Origin of the sequence: Sphingobium sp. R-21 (genome assembly GCF_049913335.1) — a bacterium.
In the GTDB taxonomy this organism is placed as follows: domain Bacteria; phylum Pseudomonadota; class Alphaproteobacteria; order Sphingomonadales; family Sphingomonadaceae; genus Sphingobium.
Window position 1 is genome coordinate 1,500,130 of sequence record NZ_CP184374.1, and the last position, 17,963, is coordinate 1,518,092.

19 protein-coding genes are annotated in these 17,963 nt (G+C 65.0%); 10 read left to right on the forward strand and 9 right to left on the reverse strand.

Annotated elements, in window-relative coordinates:
- Positions 1-34: 34 nt before the first annotated feature.
- The 5 genes from erpA to ACN9MX_RS07100 form a co-directional block, all read right to left on the reverse strand.
- Positions 35-361, reverse strand: a complete 327-nt coding sequence (erpA, locus tag ACN9MX_RS07080; protein ID WP_363832355.1) for an iron-sulfur cluster insertion protein ErpA — start codon at positions 359-361, stop codon at positions 35-37.
- Between the two features lie 78 nt (positions 362-439).
- Complete coding sequence (locus ACN9MX_RS07085) at positions 440-1,162, reverse strand: M23 family metallopeptidase (RefSeq protein ID WP_363739244.1); 723 nt, start codon at positions 1,160-1,162, stop codon at positions 440-442.
- A gap of 107 nt (positions 1,163-1,269) precedes the next feature.
- Positions 1,270-2,079 carry a ferritin-like domain-containing protein gene (locus ACN9MX_RS07090; RefSeq protein ID WP_426387453.1) on the reverse strand — a complete coding sequence of 270 codons (810 nt, stop codon included), beginning with the start codon at positions 2,077-2,079 and terminating at the stop codon, positions 1,270-1,272.
- Positions 2,076-2,537 carry a thioredoxin-dependent thiol peroxidase gene (bcp, locus tag ACN9MX_RS07095; protein ID WP_363739283.1) on the reverse strand — a complete coding sequence of 154 codons (462 nt, stop codon included), beginning with the start codon at positions 2,535-2,537 and terminating at the stop codon, positions 2,076-2,078. The genes ACN9MX_RS07090 and bcp overlap by 4 nt, the downstream gene beginning before the upstream one ends.
- A gap of 2 nt (positions 2,538-2,539) precedes the next feature.
- The gene (locus tag ACN9MX_RS07100) at positions 2,540-5,227 is read right to left on the reverse strand and encodes a bifunctional [glutamine synthetase] adenylyltransferase/[glutamine synthetase]-adenylyl-L-tyrosine phosphorylase (RefSeq protein WP_426387454.1); all 2,688 of its coding nucleotides are present in this window, start codon (positions 5,225-5,227) and stop codon (positions 2,540-2,542) included.
- A gap of 82 nt (positions 5,228-5,309) precedes the next feature.
- Between ACN9MX_RS07100 and ACN9MX_RS07105 the strand changes: the two genes are divergently transcribed.
- The gene (locus ACN9MX_RS07105) at positions 5,310-5,501 is read left to right on the forward strand and encodes a hypothetical protein (protein ID WP_363739239.1); all 192 of its coding nucleotides are present in this window, start codon (positions 5,310-5,312) and stop codon (positions 5,499-5,501) included.
- A gap of 158 nt (positions 5,502-5,659) precedes the next feature.
- Here ACN9MX_RS07105 and ACN9MX_RS07110 read toward each other — a convergent pair whose 3' ends face one another.
- Together ACN9MX_RS07110 and ypfJ are read right to left on the reverse strand one after the other, a co-directional pair.
- Positions 5,660-5,830 carry a hypothetical protein gene (locus tag ACN9MX_RS07110; protein ID WP_363739237.1) on the reverse strand — a complete coding sequence of 57 codons (171 nt, stop codon included), beginning with the start codon at positions 5,828-5,830 and terminating at the stop codon, positions 5,660-5,662.
- A 205-nt stretch (positions 5,831-6,035) separates the two neighbouring features.
- Positions 6,036-6,905 carry a KPN_02809 family neutral zinc metallopeptidase gene (gene ypfJ, locus ACN9MX_RS07115; RefSeq protein ID WP_363739235.1) on the reverse strand — a complete coding sequence of 290 codons (870 nt, stop codon included), beginning with the start codon at positions 6,903-6,905 and terminating at the stop codon, positions 6,036-6,038.
- 158 nt (positions 6,906-7,063) lie between these two features.
- On the opposite strand from ypfJ, the gene ACN9MX_RS07120 reads away from it, so the two are divergent.
- The 4 genes from ACN9MX_RS07120 (at position 7,064) to ACN9MX_RS07135 (ending at position 11,767) form a co-directional block, all read left to right on the forward strand.
- Positions 7,064-8,242: a patatin-like phospholipase family protein gene (locus ACN9MX_RS07120; protein WP_426387455.1), complete on the forward strand. Its 1,179-nt coding sequence runs from the start codon at positions 7,064-7,066 to the stop codon at positions 8,240-8,242.
- Positions 8,239-9,045: a 3-hydroxybutyrate dehydrogenase gene (locus ACN9MX_RS07125; protein ID WP_426387456.1), complete on the forward strand. Its 807-nt coding sequence runs from the start codon at positions 8,239-8,241 to the stop codon at positions 9,043-9,045. The genes ACN9MX_RS07120 and ACN9MX_RS07125 overlap by 4 nt, the downstream gene beginning before the upstream one ends.
- A 263-nt stretch (positions 9,046-9,308) precedes the next feature.
- On the forward strand, positions 9,309-10,328 hold the full coding sequence (locus ACN9MX_RS07130; protein WP_426387457.1) for a DUF2279 domain-containing protein: 1,020 nt from the start codon (positions 9,309-9,311) through the stop codon (positions 10,326-10,328).
- Positions 10,329-10,414: 86 nt separating this feature from the next.
- Positions 10,415-11,767 (forward strand): amidohydrolase, encoded by a 1,353-nt coding sequence (locus ACN9MX_RS07135; RefSeq protein WP_426387458.1) that lies wholly within the window; start codon positions 10,415-10,417, stop codon positions 11,765-11,767.
- Positions 11,768-11,803: 36 nt separating this feature from the next.
- Here the strand turns inward: ACN9MX_RS07135 and ACN9MX_RS07140 are convergent, their stop codons facing one another.
- Positions 11,804-12,094, reverse strand: a complete 291-nt coding sequence (locus tag ACN9MX_RS07140) for a chorismate mutase (RefSeq protein WP_363739227.1) — start codon at positions 12,092-12,094, stop codon at positions 11,804-11,806.
- Between the two features lie 144 nt (positions 12,095-12,238).
- On the opposite strand from ACN9MX_RS07140, the gene ACN9MX_RS07145 reads away from it, so the two are divergent.
- The 4 genes from ACN9MX_RS07145 to ACN9MX_RS07160 all read left to right on the forward strand — a co-directional run bounded on the left by ACN9MX_RS07145 (position 12,239) and on the right by ACN9MX_RS07160 (position 16,982).
- Positions 12,239-13,267: a polyprenyl synthetase family protein gene (locus tag ACN9MX_RS07145; RefSeq protein ID WP_426387459.1), complete on the forward strand. Its 1,029-nt coding sequence runs from the start codon at positions 12,239-12,241 to the stop codon at positions 13,265-13,267.
- Positions 13,268-13,354: 87 nt separating this feature from the next.
- Positions 13,355-14,134 carry a TSUP family transporter gene (locus ACN9MX_RS07150; protein ID WP_363739225.1) on the forward strand — a complete coding sequence of 260 codons (780 nt, stop codon included), beginning with the start codon at positions 13,355-13,357 and terminating at the stop codon, positions 14,132-14,134.
- A 39-nt stretch (positions 14,135-14,173) separates the two neighbouring features.
- Positions 14,174-16,645, forward strand: coding sequence for an ATP-dependent helicase HrpB (gene hrpB, locus ACN9MX_RS07155; RefSeq protein WP_426387460.1), 2,472 nt, complete (start codon positions 14,174-14,176; stop codon positions 16,643-16,645).
- A gap of 58 nt (positions 16,646-16,703) precedes the next feature.
- Positions 16,704-16,982, forward strand: a complete 279-nt coding sequence (locus ACN9MX_RS07160) for an ETC complex I subunit (RefSeq protein WP_363739223.1) — start codon at positions 16,704-16,706, stop codon at positions 16,980-16,982.
- 47 nt (positions 16,983-17,029) lie between these two features.
- Here ACN9MX_RS07160 and ACN9MX_RS07165 read toward each other — a convergent pair whose 3' ends face one another.
- Positions 17,030-17,557 (reverse strand): Pycsar system effector family protein, encoded by a 528-nt coding sequence (locus ACN9MX_RS07165; protein WP_426387461.1) that lies wholly within the window; start codon positions 17,555-17,557, stop codon positions 17,030-17,032.
- Positions 17,558-17,665: 108 nt separating this feature from the next.
- On the opposite strand from ACN9MX_RS07165, the gene ACN9MX_RS07170 reads away from it, so the two are divergent.
- Positions 17,666-17,908 carry an acyl carrier protein gene (locus ACN9MX_RS07170; RefSeq protein ID WP_363753528.1) on the forward strand — a complete coding sequence of 81 codons (243 nt, stop codon included), beginning with the start codon at positions 17,666-17,668 and terminating at the stop codon, positions 17,906-17,908.
- Positions 17,909-17,963 lie beyond the last annotated feature (55 nt).

Sequence of the window (17,963 nt, forward strand, 5' to 3'; positions counted from 1 at the left end):
CTTCATCCGCCCCTCTACAAGAGCGGTGCGGCGATTAAATCGAAAAGCTGGTGCCGCAGCCACAACCAGCGGTGGCATTGGGGTTCGTCACCTTGAACGCCTTTCCGCCAAGGTCGGACACAAAATCCACCGCCGATCCGCGAACAAGGTCGATGCTGACATCATCGACCACCAGCGTGACGCCGTCCCGTTCGACCACGATATCGTCTGCCTCCACCGCATCGGCCAGGCCGAAGCGATATTGGAAGCCCGAACAACCCCCGCCTTCCACCGCCAGGCGCAGGATGGCGGGCTTGCCCTGCTTGGCCGCGATGGCGGCGACACGGGCAGCGGCCGAGGATGTAAGGTCAATGTCGGTCATGGCGCCTAGATAGGATCAAGCAAAAGGCCCGACAAGCTCTCGCCTGCCGGGCCTTGGGAAAGAAAGATTGGCGGGGCTTCAGTCGGCCGCCTTTTCCTGGGCCCTGGTCGGGCCGCCCATGGCGACCGGCGGCTTGGTGTTCATCGCCACCAGATAGTCGGGTCCAGCCACGAAGGGTATGGGGTTGATCGCCTGGCCATCGACGCGCACCTCATAATGCAAGTGGCTGCCGGTGGAACGGCCGGTCGAACCCATGAGGCCGATCAACTGGCCGCGATGGACATAGCTGTTCGCGGCAACCAGCAGCTTCGACATATGGCCGTAGCGCGTTTCCATGCCGCCACCATGCGAAATCTGCACGAGATTGCCATAACCGCTGGCCCAGCCGGCGCGGCTGACGATGCCGTCGGCTGTCGCGTAGATCTTGGTGCCCAACGGGCCAGGGATGTCGATGCCCTTGTGCATGCGGGCGCCGCCGTTGAAGGGGTCGGAGCGGACACCGAAATTGGAGGTCAGGGAGAGTTTCTCGACCGGACGTCCCGAGGGGATGTAGTTGGCCGACTTGGTCTGGCCGTCCAGCCGCTGGAGGCTGGAGAAGAGATTGGAGAAACCGACATCGGCAGGGCCAAGCGCGCTGGTGTTGATTTCCGACGCATCGCCATAGGGATCGTCTTCGTCGGCCTTGGCCTGGGCCGGTACGGCGGCGCATAGCGCTCCTGCCATACCCATTGCTCCAACCATCTTGAGCGCAGAACGGAACCATCGCGCAGCGCGCGCATTTTCAATCTGAAGAACCAACATGCCGACCCCGACTATCAACCGGAGGCTTGTGCCTCTCGGCTATCCCCACGTTAACCAAAATGCGACTGATGCCGCCACCCGCTGGAGCGAAGAGGACATGTCCCGGCTCATTGTGCAAGCGGAGTGTAAAATTCCCGCGTTAAACCGGCTTGTCGACGCGCCGAGTCGTTGAACGGCGGCTTCAACGCGCCCCGAAAGTGGCGTTTCACAAGGATTTGGTAATGATTTGCGGGGTTCAAGCCCAGCCGCTTCGTCGCATGGTCGAACCATTTCGTCCCAGCAAAGACATGGCGAATCTCATCCGTCATGATCCTCTGCAAAATGCGCGCCGACATTTCATCCCCCGCTCCCTGGAAGCGAAGGATGGTGGCGGGGGTGATGTCGAGCGCCCGCGCCTCCAGCACCATCGGAACGATGGCAAGGCGGGCGAGCGCATCATGCGCCGTCTCGCTGGCCGCCTGCCACAGCCCGTCATGCGCCGCCAAAGCGCCATAATGGCTGCCAAGTTGCCGCAACCGCCGGTCGAGCAGCGCGAAATGCATGGCTTCGTCGGCGCCCACGCGCATCCAGTCATCGGTGAAATCGCGCGGGAATTCCGCCCCGAACCGTCCGATCAGGTCAAAGGCAAGATCGATGGCCACGAATTCGATATGGGCGAGCGCATGAAGCATCGCGATCCGCGCCCGATCCGAACCGATCTTGCCGCGCTTGGGCATCTGGTTGGGCGGCAGCAGTGCGGGCTGGTCCGGGCGCGCCGGACGATCGGGCATGTCCGCGTCGAAGCGATGCGCCAGCCGCCCCATCCGCCAGCCGCGCGCAACCGCTCGCGCCGCCATCAGCTTGGCCAGCGGATCAGGGGTCAGCAGCACATGCGCGCAGGCCGCGCGCACGCTGTCGATGGCGATAGGGAGCGTCAAAGGCCCTTCGCTGCCTCCAGCACTTCGGCGGCGTGGCCCTTGACCTTCACCTTCGGCCAGATGCGCTGGATCTTCCCGTCAGCGCCAACCAGAAAGCTTGCCCGCTCGATCCCCATATATTTGCGGCCATAGAGCGATTTTTCCACCCAGGTGCCGAAAGCCTCGCACATCTCGCCCGGCTCGTCGGAGGCAAGCGTGACGGTCAGCCCATATTTCTCTGCAAATTTCTTGAGCCTGGCCGGCTTGTCCCTGGATATCCCGACCACCGGCATGCCCAATGCAGCGAAATCAGCGGCCAGCGCCGTGAAATCCTTCGCTTCGCTGGTACAGCCGGGCGTGTCCGCCTTGGGATAGAAATAGACGACCAGCGGCTTGCCCCTGTAGCGCGCCAGCGTGAAATCCGCGCCGTCGGCATCCTTCAGCGTCACTTCCGGCACGGCATCGCCCACATCCAGCATCGTCATTCCTCCTTGAAGGGCGCGGCCAGCGCCGCCCACGCGTCAGCCACCCTTTGCCGGGCCTGTGCGTAGCTTTCAAGCAGTGCGTCCCAGCTTTCGACGCCGCAGGCCCGCGCCACCAGAGGACGGGTGGCTTGCGGAGGTTCGGTCGATCGGGGCGAAACCAGGCGGGAAACGATCAGGAAACGGGTGATGAGGTCATGCGCCCCGACCAGTTCGGCCGGCAGGTGGCCGGCCGCGACAAGCTGCTCCAGCGCGGCGCGCAAATCGGGGTCGAACGCCATATTGTGACGGAACTGGGTGATATGGATCAGGAATTCCAGGTCGACCAGCCCGCCCGGCACCAGCTTCACGTCCAGGTCGCCCGCAGGCGGCTTATGCCTGGCGATGTCGCCGCGCATCTTCACCGCCTGACGCGCCAGCTCCTCGAAGTCACGCGGCCGCTCCAGCGTTTCGGTGAGGATCGCCCCCAGCGCCGCCCGCGCCGCACCGGAACCGAAGACCGGGCGGGCACGGGTGAGCGCCAGATGCTCCCAGGTCCAGGCCTCCTCGCGCTGGTAGCGGGCGAAGCTGTCGAGGCTCACCGCCAGCAGGCCCTGCGCGCCGGAGGGGCGAAGCCGGGTGTCGACCTCATAGAGCGGCCCCGCCGCCGTTTGCACCGACAGGGCATTGGTGATGCGCTGGCCCAGGCGATTGAAATATTGCGTTGCGCCCAGCGGCTTCGCGCCATCGGATTCGGTTTCAAAGCTGCCCGTGAAAAGATAGACGAGGTCGAGGTCGGAGGCATGGGTCAGCACCCCGCCGCCCAGCCGCCCGAGCGCCAATATCACCATCTCGCCGCCGGGCACTTTCCCATGGGCGCGCTCGAACTCAGCGACCGTGGCCGCGCTCAGCGCCTCGATGGCAGCTTCGGCAACGCGGGAATAGCCCCGTCCTGCTTCCAGCGGATCGCCGCCACGGATGATCTGCGCGCCCAACGCGAAGCGCCGGTCGTTCACCCGCTGGCGCACCCGGTCAAGCAGCGCCTGATAATCCTCCCCCTCCTCCAGCCGGGCAAACTGGTCAGCCAATATCCCCACGGCGGGCGGCGGGTCGAAGGCGGATGTGTCGATCAGCCCGTCCAGCAGTTCCGCCCGCCGCCCCAGCGCATCAGCCAGCGTCGGCGCATGACTCAGCAGTTCGGCCAGCAGTTCGACAAGGCCGGGCCGGGCCGCCAGCAGCTTGAAGAAGTTGATCGCGCTCGGCAAACGGCCGATCAGGTCGTCCAGCCGATTGAGCGCCCTCGCCGGATCGGGGGCCGCCGCCAGCGTCCGCATCAATCCCGGCAGCAACTCCTCCAGCGCGTCCCGCGACGCACCGCTGCGCAGCGCGCGGACTGTGCCGGAACGCCAGCGCGCGATCCGTGCCAGCGGTGTTTCCGGATCGTCAAAGCCCAGGTCGACAAGCTGCGCCTTCAGCCGGTCCTCGTCCACCGACAGCGACTCGCTGGGCGTCGCGGGGGTCAGCCGGTCGTAATTGCTGCCCACCCACTGCACATGCGGACGCAGCAGATCGAGCAGCGCGCCGCCATCCTCCAGCCCGTGCAGCCGCGCGACATTGTCCATCGCCTCGGCCGATTTGGGCAATTCATGGGTCTGGCGGTCCTCCACCATCTGCAATCGGTGCTCGACGGTGCGGAAAAGCACATAGGCTTCGTCCAGCTTGGCGGCCACATCGCTCTCGAACACGCCGGCACCCGCCAGAGCGCGCAGCGCCTCCCGCGTGTTGCCCGATCGCAGGGACGGATCGCGGCCCCCATGGATGAGCTGGTGCACCTGGGCGAAGAATTCGACTTCCCTTATGCCGCCACGCCCGCGCTTCAGGTCATAGCCCGGCCCGAAGGCCTGGCCCTGCGAATAATGGTCGCGAATCCGGCGCGAAATGTCCGTGATCGCATCGATAGCGCCGAAATCCAGACTGCGGCGCCAGACGAAGGGACGGATCGCCTGCATGAAATAATCGCCGAGCGCGATGTCGCCCGCCGCCGGTCGCGCCCGGATGAACGCCGCCTGCTCCCAGCCGAGCGCGGTCGATTCATAATAGCCGATCGCCGCCTCCACCGGCAGGGCGATCGGCGTTGCCTCCGGGGAAGGTCGCAGGCGCAGGTCAACACGAAACACATAGCCGTCGCCGTCGCGGGCATTCAGCAGTTCGCTGACCCGCCGGCCGATGCGCACGGCCGCGTCGGCCGGATCTTCCCGCTCGCCATGGGGCAGCGTCCTGGGATCGTAGAGCAGGATCGGGTCGATATCGGAGGAATAGTTGAGTTCCCGGCTGCCATGCTTGCCGAGCGCCAGCACCACGAAACCCCGCTTTTCCGCATCCGGATAGCGCTCAGCCATGGCGGCGGCCAGGGCCTCCTCCAGCGCCTGGTCGGCAAAATCCGACAGGGTACGCGTCACCCGGTCCAGTCCCCAGGCGCCCGCCAGATCCGCAGCGGCGGTCACCAGGGCCACCGCCCCGCGCCTGCGCCTCAACGACCGGGCGATACCATCCTCCGGCGCCACCACCTGCTGCGCGGCCGCCCAGGCGCCGTCGAAATTCCCGCGCTCCACCAGATCGGCAATATCCGGAAAACGATCCCATTGCCGAGCGAGGAAGGGCGAATGCGCCCTGATCCTCGTCGCGACCGCCAAACGGTCCGTCACCATGAATCTCCCATAATGGAGCCGATATTGCTTGCCGCTGCGACGAACGCCAGAAACTTTTGCGCGACTTGGCAGTTATTTGATCATGGAAATGCAACGCAAACCCTTCGGCCGGTCAGCCCGGATTCAGGAAGGCGCGATCCGCCGCGTCCTGAACGTCGGCGTGCCGCAGCCCTATGAGGGGGTGGGCAATGCGTTGCGATCGACCTTCCGCGCCAGCAGTGGGACGGTGCCGGACGACATGCTCGACCTGCTGGCGAAGCTGGACCAGCATTAGGGTCTCGATCTGATTGAATCAGATCGCCGCTCTGGATTCCTTGTTTCCCGCGATTTCTTGACCAGCGATCGGTTCCGGTCGCCTGGAAATCGCTCTAGCATTTTATTTACTTCGGCGTTTTACGGTAGCGCGCACAATGCAGGACGCGCGCTCATGATCTACAAGGCCTTTGCCGCGGTGACGCTGATCGCCGCCCCGATCGTCGTGCTGACGGTGCAGAGCATCGTGCCGTCAGCCCCGCAGACAGCAGTTCCGTCACCCATGGCGCCAACCCCGGCTCCGGTGATGATGCCGACGCCGGCTCCAGTCGTGACGCCGGCCGCAGCCATGCCGTCTCCGCCGCCACCGCCCGCGCCGGACGCGGGAAATCTCTCCTTCGGCCAGCCCATGCCAGAAGCGGGCAGGCCCCTTCTCGCCCCCGGAGCCGGACTGCCTGCCGCACCCGCATCAAACTCCGCGCCGATCCAAAGCGTACAGTCTTCGGGTGAGGCGCCGAAATAGCCGAAATAAGGACGGGACTCAGATCTCCGGACCTCAGGCGCCCTTGAATGTGTCGCACTGCGCGGGGTCACCGCTATCCAATCCCTTGCGGAGCCAGGTCATCCGCTGCTCGCTGGTCCCATGGGTGAAGCTTTCCGGAACGGGACGGCGGCCAGCCGCCTTTTGCAGCGTGTCGTCGCCGATCGCCTGGGCCGCCTTCATCCCTTCTTCTAGGTCGCCCGGTTCCATGAGGCCAGTGCGCTTGGCCCACACGCCCGCATAGCAGTCGGCCTGCAATTCGACCCGCACCTGCAGCGCGTTGCCCTGTGCCTCGCTGACGGCGCGCTGCTTCTGGTTCACCTCGCCCAGCGTTCCTTCCAGATCCTGCACATGATGACCCACCTCATGCGCGATCACATAGGCCTGGGCGAAATCGCCGGGCGCGCCGAAGCGCTGCCGCAATTCGGTGAAGAAGTCGGTGTCGAGATACACTTTCCGGTCATTGGGGCAGTAGAAGGGGCCCATGGCGCTCTGCGCCGCGCCGCATCCCGACGAACCGTTCTGGGAATAGAAGGAAAGGACGGTGGGCTGATATTGCTGACCCGCCTGTTGGAACAGCGATCCCCAAACGCGCTCCGTCGATCCCAGCACCTTGAGGGACCAGTGCTGCACGTCGCTGAGCCTGGAGGAATCGCGAGAGACCTCGCCACCCTGCGGCATCTGGCCGCCGCCCCCCATCAGGCTCAGGGGATTGACGCCCATGACCGCCATTATGATCAGCACCACGACGATTCCGCCGCAGCCGAACCGGCTGCCGATCAGCGGCAGCAGCAGCCCCAGGCCACCGCCCAAGCCGCCGCCCAGGCCGCCACGCCCGTCCTGGATCTCGAAATTGGTGCTTTCCCGTTCGTCGTCGAGCCGCATCTCGTCCCTCTCTTTCCCTCGCCTGCCTATTCCATTCCGTCACGCGTGGGAACGCCCCCGATGCGGCGCGGGTTGCGCGGGCCATGGCGCCCCATGAAGAGATTGTAACGAGACATTCAGTTGGAATGCCGAGCGACTATTCTATATTGCGCTGCGACATGGCCGATACCGAATCCCAGCCGCGCCGGCGCGCCAACACGCCCCTGCCCCTTCCCCGCGAAGTCGCCCTTCTGCTGCAGGGCGGCGGAGCGCTCGGATCCTTCCAGGCCGGGGTGTATCAGCGGCTCGACGAGCTGGGCATCGACATCAGCTGGGTTGCGGGCATTTCGATCGGCGCCGTCAACGCCGCCATCATCGCCGGCAATCCGCCGCATAAACGCCTTGGGCGACTCAAGAAATTCTGGCTGACCGTCTCAGGCGGGATGCCCAATGTCGTCCTGCCGGAGATCGACCATATCCGGGAGGCCGCCCATCTGATGGCGGCCGGGTCGGTCGCGACCTTCGGCGTGCCGGGCATGTTCCGCCCGCGCCTGTGGCCCGCGCCGCTGATGCCGGAGGGTACGCCCGGCGCGATCAGCTTCTACGACAGTGCGCCGCTGAAGGACACGCTGGACGCGTGCGTCGACTGGGACCTGCTGAACGACGGGCCGGTCAGGCTGTCGGTGGGCGCGGTGGACGTGGAAAGCGGCAATTTCGCCTATTGGGACACGCGCGGCCGGGGCGGCAACACCCGCATCGACGCGCGCCACATCATGGCGTCGGGCGCGTTGCCCCCCGGCCTGCCGCCGATCGAGATCGACGGCCGCTGGTATTGGGACGGCGGCATCGTGTCCAACACCCCGCTTGCCCATGTGCTGGACCACCAGAGCGAGGACATGCTGGTGTTCCAGGTCGATCTCTTCCCTGCCGAAGGGCCGATGCCGCGCCAGATGACCGACGTCTATTCCCGCACCAAGGACATTCAATATTCCAGCCGTACCCGTCAGGTGACTGACCAGTATCTGCGGCTGCGCAAGGAGCATAAGGCGATCCGCGCGCTGCTCGAAAAGCTGCCGCCCGAATTGCAGGACGATACCGATGCCCAAAGGTTGCGGCAGTTGCTGGACACCGGATCGGTCAACATCGTCCATCTCATCTATCGCAGTCGCGCCTGGGAAAGCGGCGCGCGCGACTTCGAATTTTCCCGCGCCACCATGCTCGATCACTGGTCCCAGGGCCGCGACGCGGTGGAGGAAGTGATGCACAAGGGCGACCTCATCGCCCGCAACATCGTCAATGGGAAGAGCTCCAGCTTCGACCTCGACGCACCCGACCATCTCAAGGAGAAGCAGGCATGAGCAATTCCCAATCCGGCCAGTTCCTGTCGGGCAAGACTGCCCTCATCACCGGGTCGACCTCCGGCATCGGTCTCGCTTATGCCAAGCTGCTTGCCGGCCAAGGCGCGAATGTCGTCATCAACGGTTTCGGAGACGCGGACGCCATCGAGAAGGAACGCGTCGGGCTGGAGGCGTTGAGCGGAGCAAAGGCGCTCTACAGCGGCCATGACCTCACCGACACCGGGCAGATCGAGGCGATGATGAAGGAAGCCGCCGACACTTTCGGCGGCGTCGATATCCTCATCAACAATGCCGGGATGCAGCATGTCGCGCCGGTCGAGGATTTCCCGGTCGACAAATGGAACCTCATCATCGCGCTCAATCTCAACAGCGCATTCCACACCTCCCGCCTCGCCATTCCCTATATGAAGGAAAAGAAGTGGGGGCGGATCATCCAGACGGCCTCGGCGCATTCACTCACCGCCTCCCCCTTCAAGAGCGCCTATGTGACGGCGAAGCACGGATTGGCGGGCTTCACCAAGACGCTGGCCCTGGAACTGGCGACCTTCGGCATCACGGCGAACTGCATTTCGCCCGGCTATGTATGGACGCCGCTGGTGGAGAACCAGATTCCCGACACGATGAAGGCGCGCAACATGACGCGGGAGCAGGTGATGAACGACGTGCTGCTGGCGGGGCAGCCGACGAAGCAGTTCGTCACGGTCGATCAGGTGGCGGCGATGGCGCTCTACCTGTGCAGCGATGCCGCTGCCAATATCACCGGCGCCAATATGAGCATCGACGGCGGCTGGACCGCGCAATAAACCACCTATCCCATATAATCCACCACCCCTCGCAGCTTTCCCCAGAAGGCAGCGAGGGGCTTTTTTTATCTGTTGTTAGCCGTCACCATCAAGCAGCTCAGTGCTAGCCCTTTTTTGCGCTTGGGATTGCATGATGGTGAATAATATGTTCCCCCAATAATCGAAGTCCCATGACTTCCAAAAAAACAGGGCCGTTCATTCGCCGAAAAAGGGGAAGAATGATGCGTTGCGTGAGGATGTTCTGCTACGGATCGGCTTTTTTCTTGATCTCGATTAACAATGCGTCGGCGGAAGAGAAAAATAGCGGCGACGATACGCCCCTTGTCATGGCGTCCGACTTTGACCTTTCCACCACATCCGGGTCTCCTGATTTTGAACGCCCTCCCGATATGTCAGCCAGCCAGCCGCTGCTGCCAAATGGCTTCGATCTTGCGCAACTGACGCAGACACCCTCACCTCTCCTGCCACCTTCCATCCAGGGCCCTGATCTTTCGCCCTCGCCGCAGCCGACCGACCCGGACGGCCGTTACCACTCTCTCGGCAGCCGCCTCATGGCGGTAAAATGGGAAGCGCTCGGCCTTTTCGCCTATGTCACCGCGGCCCAGACCTATTGGACGCACGACACGACATCCTTCCACTTCAAGGATGAGGGATGGTTCGGCCGGGACACGACGAATCTGGGCATCGACAAGCTGACCCACGCCTTCAACGCCTATCTTATCACGGAATTTCTGGGCGCGCGGATCGGCAAAAAGACCGGCGACCGGAAAGCGGCCGCCCTGCCCGCCGCGCTGCTGTCCATGGGCGTCATGTTCTACGGCGAGTTGTGGGACGCCCATAAGACAGACAGCGGCTTTTCCATGCAGGACCTGACCTTCAACACCCTGGGCGCGACCTTCTCCGTCCTTCGGCACAACGTGCCGGGCCTTGAGGACAAACTGGATTTCCGCCTGCTGATGATGCCCAATTCCCAAATCTACACCTTCAAGGGGAAACGCCATTATGAGCAGCAGCGCTTCCTTCTGTCGCTGGAACTGGCGGGTTTCAGGCAGTTCAGGAACAGCCCGCTACGCTTCATAGAATTGCAGGTCGGCTACCGCGGCAGGCATTTCAGCAATGCGGAGCGCGCCGCCGGAGTCATTCCGGACCGCGACATATTTTTCGGCGTCTCGCTCAACATCAAGGAACTCTTCTTCAAGAACAGCCGATCGAAGCTGGGCCGCGCCGTGGCCAGCGGGCTGAATTATCTTCAGCTACCCTATACAGGGGTCTATAAATATTGAGCGGTAAGGAGGCGTGAGCCACAACCACCCTTAAAAATCCCGGCAAATCTCCCTATGCTGCGATGCAAATCCAGGGAGACCCATCAATGCGTCATGCGTTGACGGCCATCATGGCCGCCGCCAGCCTTATTTCCATTGCCCATGCCCAGCCTCCCGGCGCACCCGCCGAGGTGGCAACGCCGCCCAATGTCATCGCCGCGACCATCGCGAAGGACATGGACGGGCTGATGACGCTCTATCGTGACCTGCACGCCAATCCCGAACTGTCGGAACAGGAAAGCGCCACCGCCGCCAAGCTCGCCCGGCGGCTGAAAGCGATGAAGTTCGCCGTCACCGAAAAGGTCGGCGGCACCGGCGTCGTCGCGGTGTTGAAGAACGGATCCGGCCCCGTGCTGCTGATCCGCGCCGACATGGACGCCCTGCCCGTTACCGAACAGACGGGTCTGGAGTTCGCCTCCAAGGTCAGGGCCAAGACCGCCGACGGGACCGAGACCGGCGTGATGCACGCCTGCGGCCATGACACGCACATGACCGCCTTCATCGAAACCGCGCGGCTGCTCTCCTCCATGAAGGAGGAGTGGAAGGGCACGTTGGTGATGATCCTCCAGCCCGCTGAAGAAGTGGGACGCGGCGCCCGGCTGATGCTGGAGGATGGGCTGTACACCCGTTTCCCGCGCCCGACCCATGCCATCGCCTTTCACGACGCGGCCAATCTGGAGGCAGGGAAGATCGGCTATACGCCGGGCTTCGCGCTCGCCAATGTGGACAGCATCGACCTGCTGGTGCGGGGTTCGGGGGGCCATGGCGCCTATCCGCAGACGACGCGCGATCCGATCGTGCTGGGCGCGCGGATCGTTACCTCCCTGCAAACGCTGGTCAGCCGGGAGCAGGATCCGTTCGACCCGGCCGTCGTCACCGTCGGCAGCTTCATGGGCGGCACCAAGCATAATATCATCCCCGATGAGGCGAAGATGCTGCTCACCGTGCGCAGCTATTCGGACGAAACGCGGGAAAAGCTGATCCGGGGCATAGAACGCATCGCGAAGGGGGAAGCGATCGCGGCCGGCGTGCCGGACGACAGGATGCCGGTGATCTCCGTGAAGGACGAATTCACCCCTTCCACCTACAATCCCCCCGCTTTCGCCAACCGCATGGCAGATGTGCTGAAGGCCCATTTTCCCGCGGGAACGGTCGGCGAGACCAAGGCCTCCATGGCTGGCGAGGACTTTGGCCGCTATTACCGCGCGGACAAGAGCATCGAGAGCTTCATCTTCTGGGTCGGCGGCGTGCCGGCCGAGCAGATGGAGAAGGCCAGGACCGGCGCGATCAGCCTGCCCTCGCTGCACAGCCCCTATTGGGCGCCTCAGGCTGACAAGGTCATCGCCACCGCGAGCGAGGCCATGACCGTGCTGGCGATGACCATATTGAAGCGGGATTGACAGCCGCCGTCACGACGCTGCCCGTAGGGAGGGCATTCAGCCCTGGGCTTCCCGCAGCCTTTCATGATGCCGGATCACCTCATCGATGATGAAGCGCAGGAATTTCTCGGTGAAATCGGGATCCAGATTGGCATCGGTGGCCAACTGGCGCAGGCGGGCAATCTGGCGCTCCTCCCGCCCCGGATCGGCGGGGGGCAAGTCGTGGGTCGCCTTGTGCTCGCCGACGGCCTGCGTGATCTTGAACCGCTCCGCCAGCATGAAGACGAGCGCCGCGTCGATATTATCGATGCTCTCGCGATAGCGCTTCAGCGTTTCGTCCACTTTCATCCTCCGCAAGGCATCGCCATGGCGGCGGCTTTGCGCCCGAACGATGCATCGATCAAAATATCGGCGCTTTTTGCCGTTTCCAGACGCCCGCGCAAGCTATTCCCGCTTGCCTTTAGCATTTTGCGCCGCCACATGGCCCTTGTCATGACAGCATCCGCCACCGGCAACGTCCACCCCATCGGCCGCGCCAGCAGCGCGCCTTCGCTCGCCTCCATGATGGCGCTTGTCGCCGAGGGCATGAACCAGGTGAACGCCGTCATACTGGACCGGATGCAGTCGCGCATCCCACTGATCCCGGAACTCGCCGGCCATCTGATCGCCGGCGGGGGCAAGCGGATGCGGCCGATGCTGACGCTCGCCTGCGCCGATCTGGTGGGCTATGCCGGATCGCGCCACTACAAGCTGGCCGCGGCCGTTGAGTTCATCCATACCGCGACGCTGCTGCATGACGACGTGGTCGATGGATCGGGGCTGCGCCGCGGACGCAAAACCGCCAACATCATCTGGGGCAACAGCGCGAGCGTGCTGGTGGGCGATTTTCTCTTCTCCCGCTCCTTCGAACTGATGGTCGAGGCGGAATCGCTGAAGGTACTGAAGATTCTCTCCAACGCGTCCGCCGTGATCGCGGAGGGGGAAGTCAACCAGCTGACCGCCCAGCGCAAGATCGACACCAGCGAAGAGCAATATCTCGACATTATCGGCGCGAAGACCGCCGCCCTGTTCGCCGCCGCCTGCCGCATCTCCGCCGTGGTCGCCGACCGGACGGAGGCGGAGGAGCAGGCCCTGGACGTCTATGGCCGGAATCTTGGCATCGCCTTCCAGCTTATCGACGACGCGATCGACTATGAATCCGACGGCGCGACCATGGGCAAGGATGCGGGCGACGATTTCCGCGACGGCAAGGTGACGCTACCGGTCATCCTCGCCTATGCGCGCGGGTCGGAAGAGGATCGCGCCTTCTGGAAGCAGGCCATCGCCGGCAACCGGGTGAGCGACGAGGATCTGGCGCATGCCACGGTTCTGCTGCGCGGGACAGGCGCGATCGCGGACACGCTGGCGCGGGCGCGGCATTATGGACAACGGGCCATCGACGCGCTCGGCATGTTCGACAATGGCAAGGCAAAGGCCGCACTGACCGAAGCGGTCGAATTCGCCATCGCGCGGGCTTATTGAGGGTTTGGCAGGCCGGTTCGTTTCGACCATGCTGTTCTTGTGGAGGCAGGAGCACATAGCGCTTCGTTCGGCCAGGACCTGTCGCCCATGATCCTTTCCCCGGAAACCATCGCTTTCCTCATGGCCGCCGCCCTGATGGCGGGGTGCATCGATGCGATGGCGGGAGGCGGCGGGCTGATCGCCCTGCCCGCCTTGCTCGCTGCCGGAATCCCGCCTGTTCCGGCGGTGGCGACCAACAAGCTGCAATCGGCGCTCGGCACTTTCGGCGCCTGCCTCGCTTATGCCCGCGCGGGGCATATGGACCTGAAGGCCTATCGCTGGCCCATATGCGCCGCCTTTGCGGGATCGGCTGGCGGAGCGTGGCTGTTGCAGCGGGTCGATTCCTCGATCCTGGCGGGGCTGATGCCCGCGCTGCTGATCGCGCTCGCCGCCTATTTCACCTTCTCGCCGAAGGTGGGCGAGATGGACCGGCGTCAGCGCGTCGGGCTGGGGCTGCTCAGCCTGCTGATCGGCGTCATCGGCTTTTACGACGGCTTCTTCGGGCCGGGTGCGGGCACTTTCTACACCACGATTTTCATTGTGCTGGGCGGCCTCGGCCTTGTCAGGGCTACTGCGCAGGCCAAGGCGGCCAATCTCGCCAGCAACCTTGCCGGCCTGCTCACCATGATGGCGGGCGGCCATGTCCTCTGGATCGTCGGCCTTGCCATGGCTGTGGGCAGCATTACCGGCGGGCAGATCGGATCCCGGCTCGCCATGCGCTTCGGCAGCCGGCTGATCCGCCCGCTGCTGATCATCATGTCGCTGGCGCTGACGGCAAAGATGCTGATCGATCCAAAAAACCCCATCCACGCGCTGCTGTTCGGCTGATCCTTGCGCTCGGCCCGGAATGGCGCGAGAGGGACAGGCATGACCGCCCTGCCCATCCATGCGGTGCTGCCCGACCTGCTCGCCGTCCTGCGCGAAGGCAGCAATGCCGTGCTGGTGGCGCCGCCGGGAGCGGGCAAGACGACCGCGGTCGCCCCAGCCCTTCTGAACGAGCCCTGGTGCACAGGGCAGGTGCTGCTGCTCTCCCCCCGCCGGCTTGCGGCACGCGCAGCGGCGGAGCGGATTGCCGAACTGATCGGCGAGGAGCCTGGCGGCACGGTCGGCTATGCGACACGCATGGACTCGCGGCTTTCCGCCCGAACCCGCCTGCTTGTCCTGACCGAAGGGATTTTCGTGCGGCGGATCCAGGACGATCCGGAGCTTTCGGGCATCTCCGCCGTCCTCTTCGACGAAGTGCATGAGCGCAGCCTGGACAGCGATTTCGGACTGGCACTGGCTCTCGACGCCCAGGGCGCCTTGCGACCCGACCTGCGGATCGTGCCCATGTCCGCTACCCTGGACGGCGCGCGCTTCGCCACGCTGCTGGCCCATGACGGGAATGACGCGCCGGTGGTGGAAAGCGAGGGCCGCATCCAGCCGCTGGAACTGCGCCATGTCGGACGCGCCGCGGAAAGGCGGATAGAGGATGCGATGGCGGCCACCATTCGCCAGGCGCTCAGCGATGAAGCGGAAGGCGACCTGCTCGCCTTCCTGCCGGGCGTGGCGGAAATCGAACGGACGGCGGAGCGGCTGGAAGGTGCTGGGGCAGAGGTCCACAAGCTGCACGGCTCGCTGGAACCCGCGGCGCAACGGGCTGCGATCCGCCCCTCGCGGGAGGGACGGCGGAAGGTGATCCTGGCCACCTCCATCGCGGAAACCAGCCTGACCATCGAGGGCGTGCGCATCGTGGTCGACAGCGGGCTGGCGCGACGGCCCCGCTACGACCGGGCGGCGGGGGTGACGCGGCTGGTGACGGAGCGGGCGAGCCAGGCGGCCGCAACCCAGCGGGCCGGCCGTGCGGCGCGACAGCGGCCGGGCGTGGCCTATCGCCTCTGGGAAGCAGCAGCGACGGCGGGCATGCCGCCCTTCGACCCGCCGGCGATATTGGAAAGCGACCTGTCGGGCCTGATCCTGGATTGCGCGCTCTGGGGCGTGGACGATCCGGCTCGCCTGCGCTGGCTGGACGTGCCGCCGGCTGCCGCCGTGGCGGAGGCGCGCAAGCGGCTCATGGCGCTGGAGGCGCTGGATGCCGACGGCCGCATCACCGCGCATGGCAAGATGCTCGCCACCCTGCCGCTGGAGCCGCGCATCGGCCATATGCTGGTGCGGGCTGGCGAGATGGGACTGGCAACGGTCGCCGCGGAAATCGCCGTCCTGCTTGGCGAACGGGGCATCGGCGGGCAGGATACAGACCTTTCGCAGCGGCGAATCCGCTGGCGACGCGAGAGCGGGAAGCGGGCCGACGCAGCGCGGGCGATGGCGAAGCGGTGGGCGAAGCTGGCCCCGGCGGACGCAGCCAGGACTTCGCCTCTGGTTGCGGAAGAAGGCCATGAAGCCGGCCTCTGCCTCGCCCTTGCTTTCCCGGACCGGGTTGCCAAACGCCGCTCCGCGGACGGGGCCGATTGGGCAAGCATCGGCGGACGCGGCTTCCGGCTCGACCCGCTCAGCCCGCTGGCAAGGGGGGAATGGCTGGCGGTAGGCGAAGTGCAGGGCAGTGCGGCGGGCGCTCGCATCCTTTCCGCCGCGCCGATCAGCGAGGCGGAGGTGATCGCCCTGTTCGCCGGCCGGATCGCGGAGCATCGCACCGTGCGGTTCCGGCCCGCCAATGGCGGCATAGAGGCGCTGCGTGAAAGGCGGCTGGGCGCGGTGCGGCTTTCCTCCGGCTCCGACGACCGGCCCGATCCCGACGCGGTCGTCGCCGCCCTAGTCGAGGGCGTGCGGCAGGGCGGGCTGGAGCTGCTTCCCTGGTCCGACGCCGCGCGGTCGCTCAGGATGCGCGCCGCCTTTGCCGGGGTGGAAGCGCTCTCGGACGCCGCGCTGATGGAGACGCTGGACGACTGGCTCCCGCCGCTGTTGCAGGGCAGGCGGCGGCTCTCCGACATCGACCGATCGCAACTTTCCGGCGTGCTGGAAGGGCTGATCGGCTGGGACGGCAAGCAGCAGGTCGACCGGCTCGCCCCGCCTGAATTCCGTTCCCCCGCCGGCAGCGGCCATGAAATCGACTATGCCGCTGAGGGCGGCCCCCGCGTCGAGCTGCGCGTCCAGGCCCTGTTCGGCCTCGACCAACATCCGGTCGTCGGCAGCGGGCGCATTCCACTGGTCCTTTCCCTCACCTCCCCCGCCGGCCGGCCGATCCAGACGACGCAGGACCTGCCCGGCTTCTGGGCGGGCAGCTGGCGCGCCATCGCCAAGGAGATGCGCGGCCGCTACCCCAAGCATCCCTGGCCGGACGATCCGGCGGCAGCCAGCGCCACGCTGCGCACGAAACGGGCCGATGCCAAGGGGAAGCCTTGACTTGGGTCCATTCGCTGGTGCAACGCAACCCGATCTTCCCTCAGGAGTCTCCATCGCGATGAGCGCGCGCATCTATCAGATCCAGAAGAACGCCCTGCAGTCCGGCAAGGCGCTGACCCGCAAATGGGTGCTGGAATATGTGGCGGCGGAAGCGAAGAAGCCCGACCCCCTAACCGGCTGGGCGGGTTCCGGCGACACCAGGCAGCAGATCAGGCTGACCTTCTCTTCCGAGGAAGCCGCCTGCGCCTATGCAGAGCGGGAGGGGATCGCCTATACGGTCATTCCGACCGCGCCCAAGACGTTGAAGATCCAGGCCTACGCCGATAATTTCCGGTAAGGCGCCGGAAGCAATTTCCAGGCGGCCGGGACCGATCGCTGGCTTCCTTATCGCCATCCCCAGGCCAGGTCGGCCACCAGCGTGGCGAAACTGATCACCACCCCGGCCAGGAACAACCGATAGGCATAGCCCAGCCAGCGATATTTGCGTCGCTGGAGCACCTGACCGTTCTGATACATGTCGCGCAGCATCGCCCGGCACAGCGCGTCGTCATCCGCCACCAGCCGCATCATCCGCGCACTGAACTCGGCTTCGCTGAGGCTGGTGAAGACGCCGAAAAACAGCAGATTGTCATCCTCCGTCACACCGGCGCGCGACCGGCCAACATTCGGCAACACCGCCAGGATCGCACAGGTCGCGGCCAGAAACACGCCGAGCGCCAGCACCGCCACCGGCCAGACCAGCGCACCCGACCGCAATTGACCAACGCAGAGGGTGAAAACCACCATCGACGCGCCGATCAGCATGTTCGCCTTCTGATCGGCCATCTGGCTGAGTTGCATGTTGGTCTGGACCGCGGTGCGCAGCAGGTGGATCGCATTGGGCACCGGCGCATCTGTCGCCTGGGTCATCATCCCCTCCCCTTTTTTCGCGACACTCATGCCCGATTGCCGCCTTATTCCCTTGCCAAAGAGCGACGCTTGAGGGCAAAAGCCGCTCTTTCACGGAAAGCACCAGGGATAATGACGGATCGCCAGCAAATTTTCGACAGCGTTCTGGGCCAGATCGCACCTTTCAACAAAAAGGGCGTCGCACTGACCGAGGCGACCACCTTCGCGGGGGATCTGGAGTGGGACAGCCTGACGGTGATGGATTTCGTCGCCGCGATCGAGGATGAATTCGACATCATCATCACCATGAACATGCAGGCCGAGATCGAGACGGTGGGCCAGCTTGTGGATGCCGTGGCGAAGCTGAAGGGCTAAAGGCCGCCCTGGAGCGATTTCCGGTCGGATGGCGTCATCCGACGGTCAGGAAATC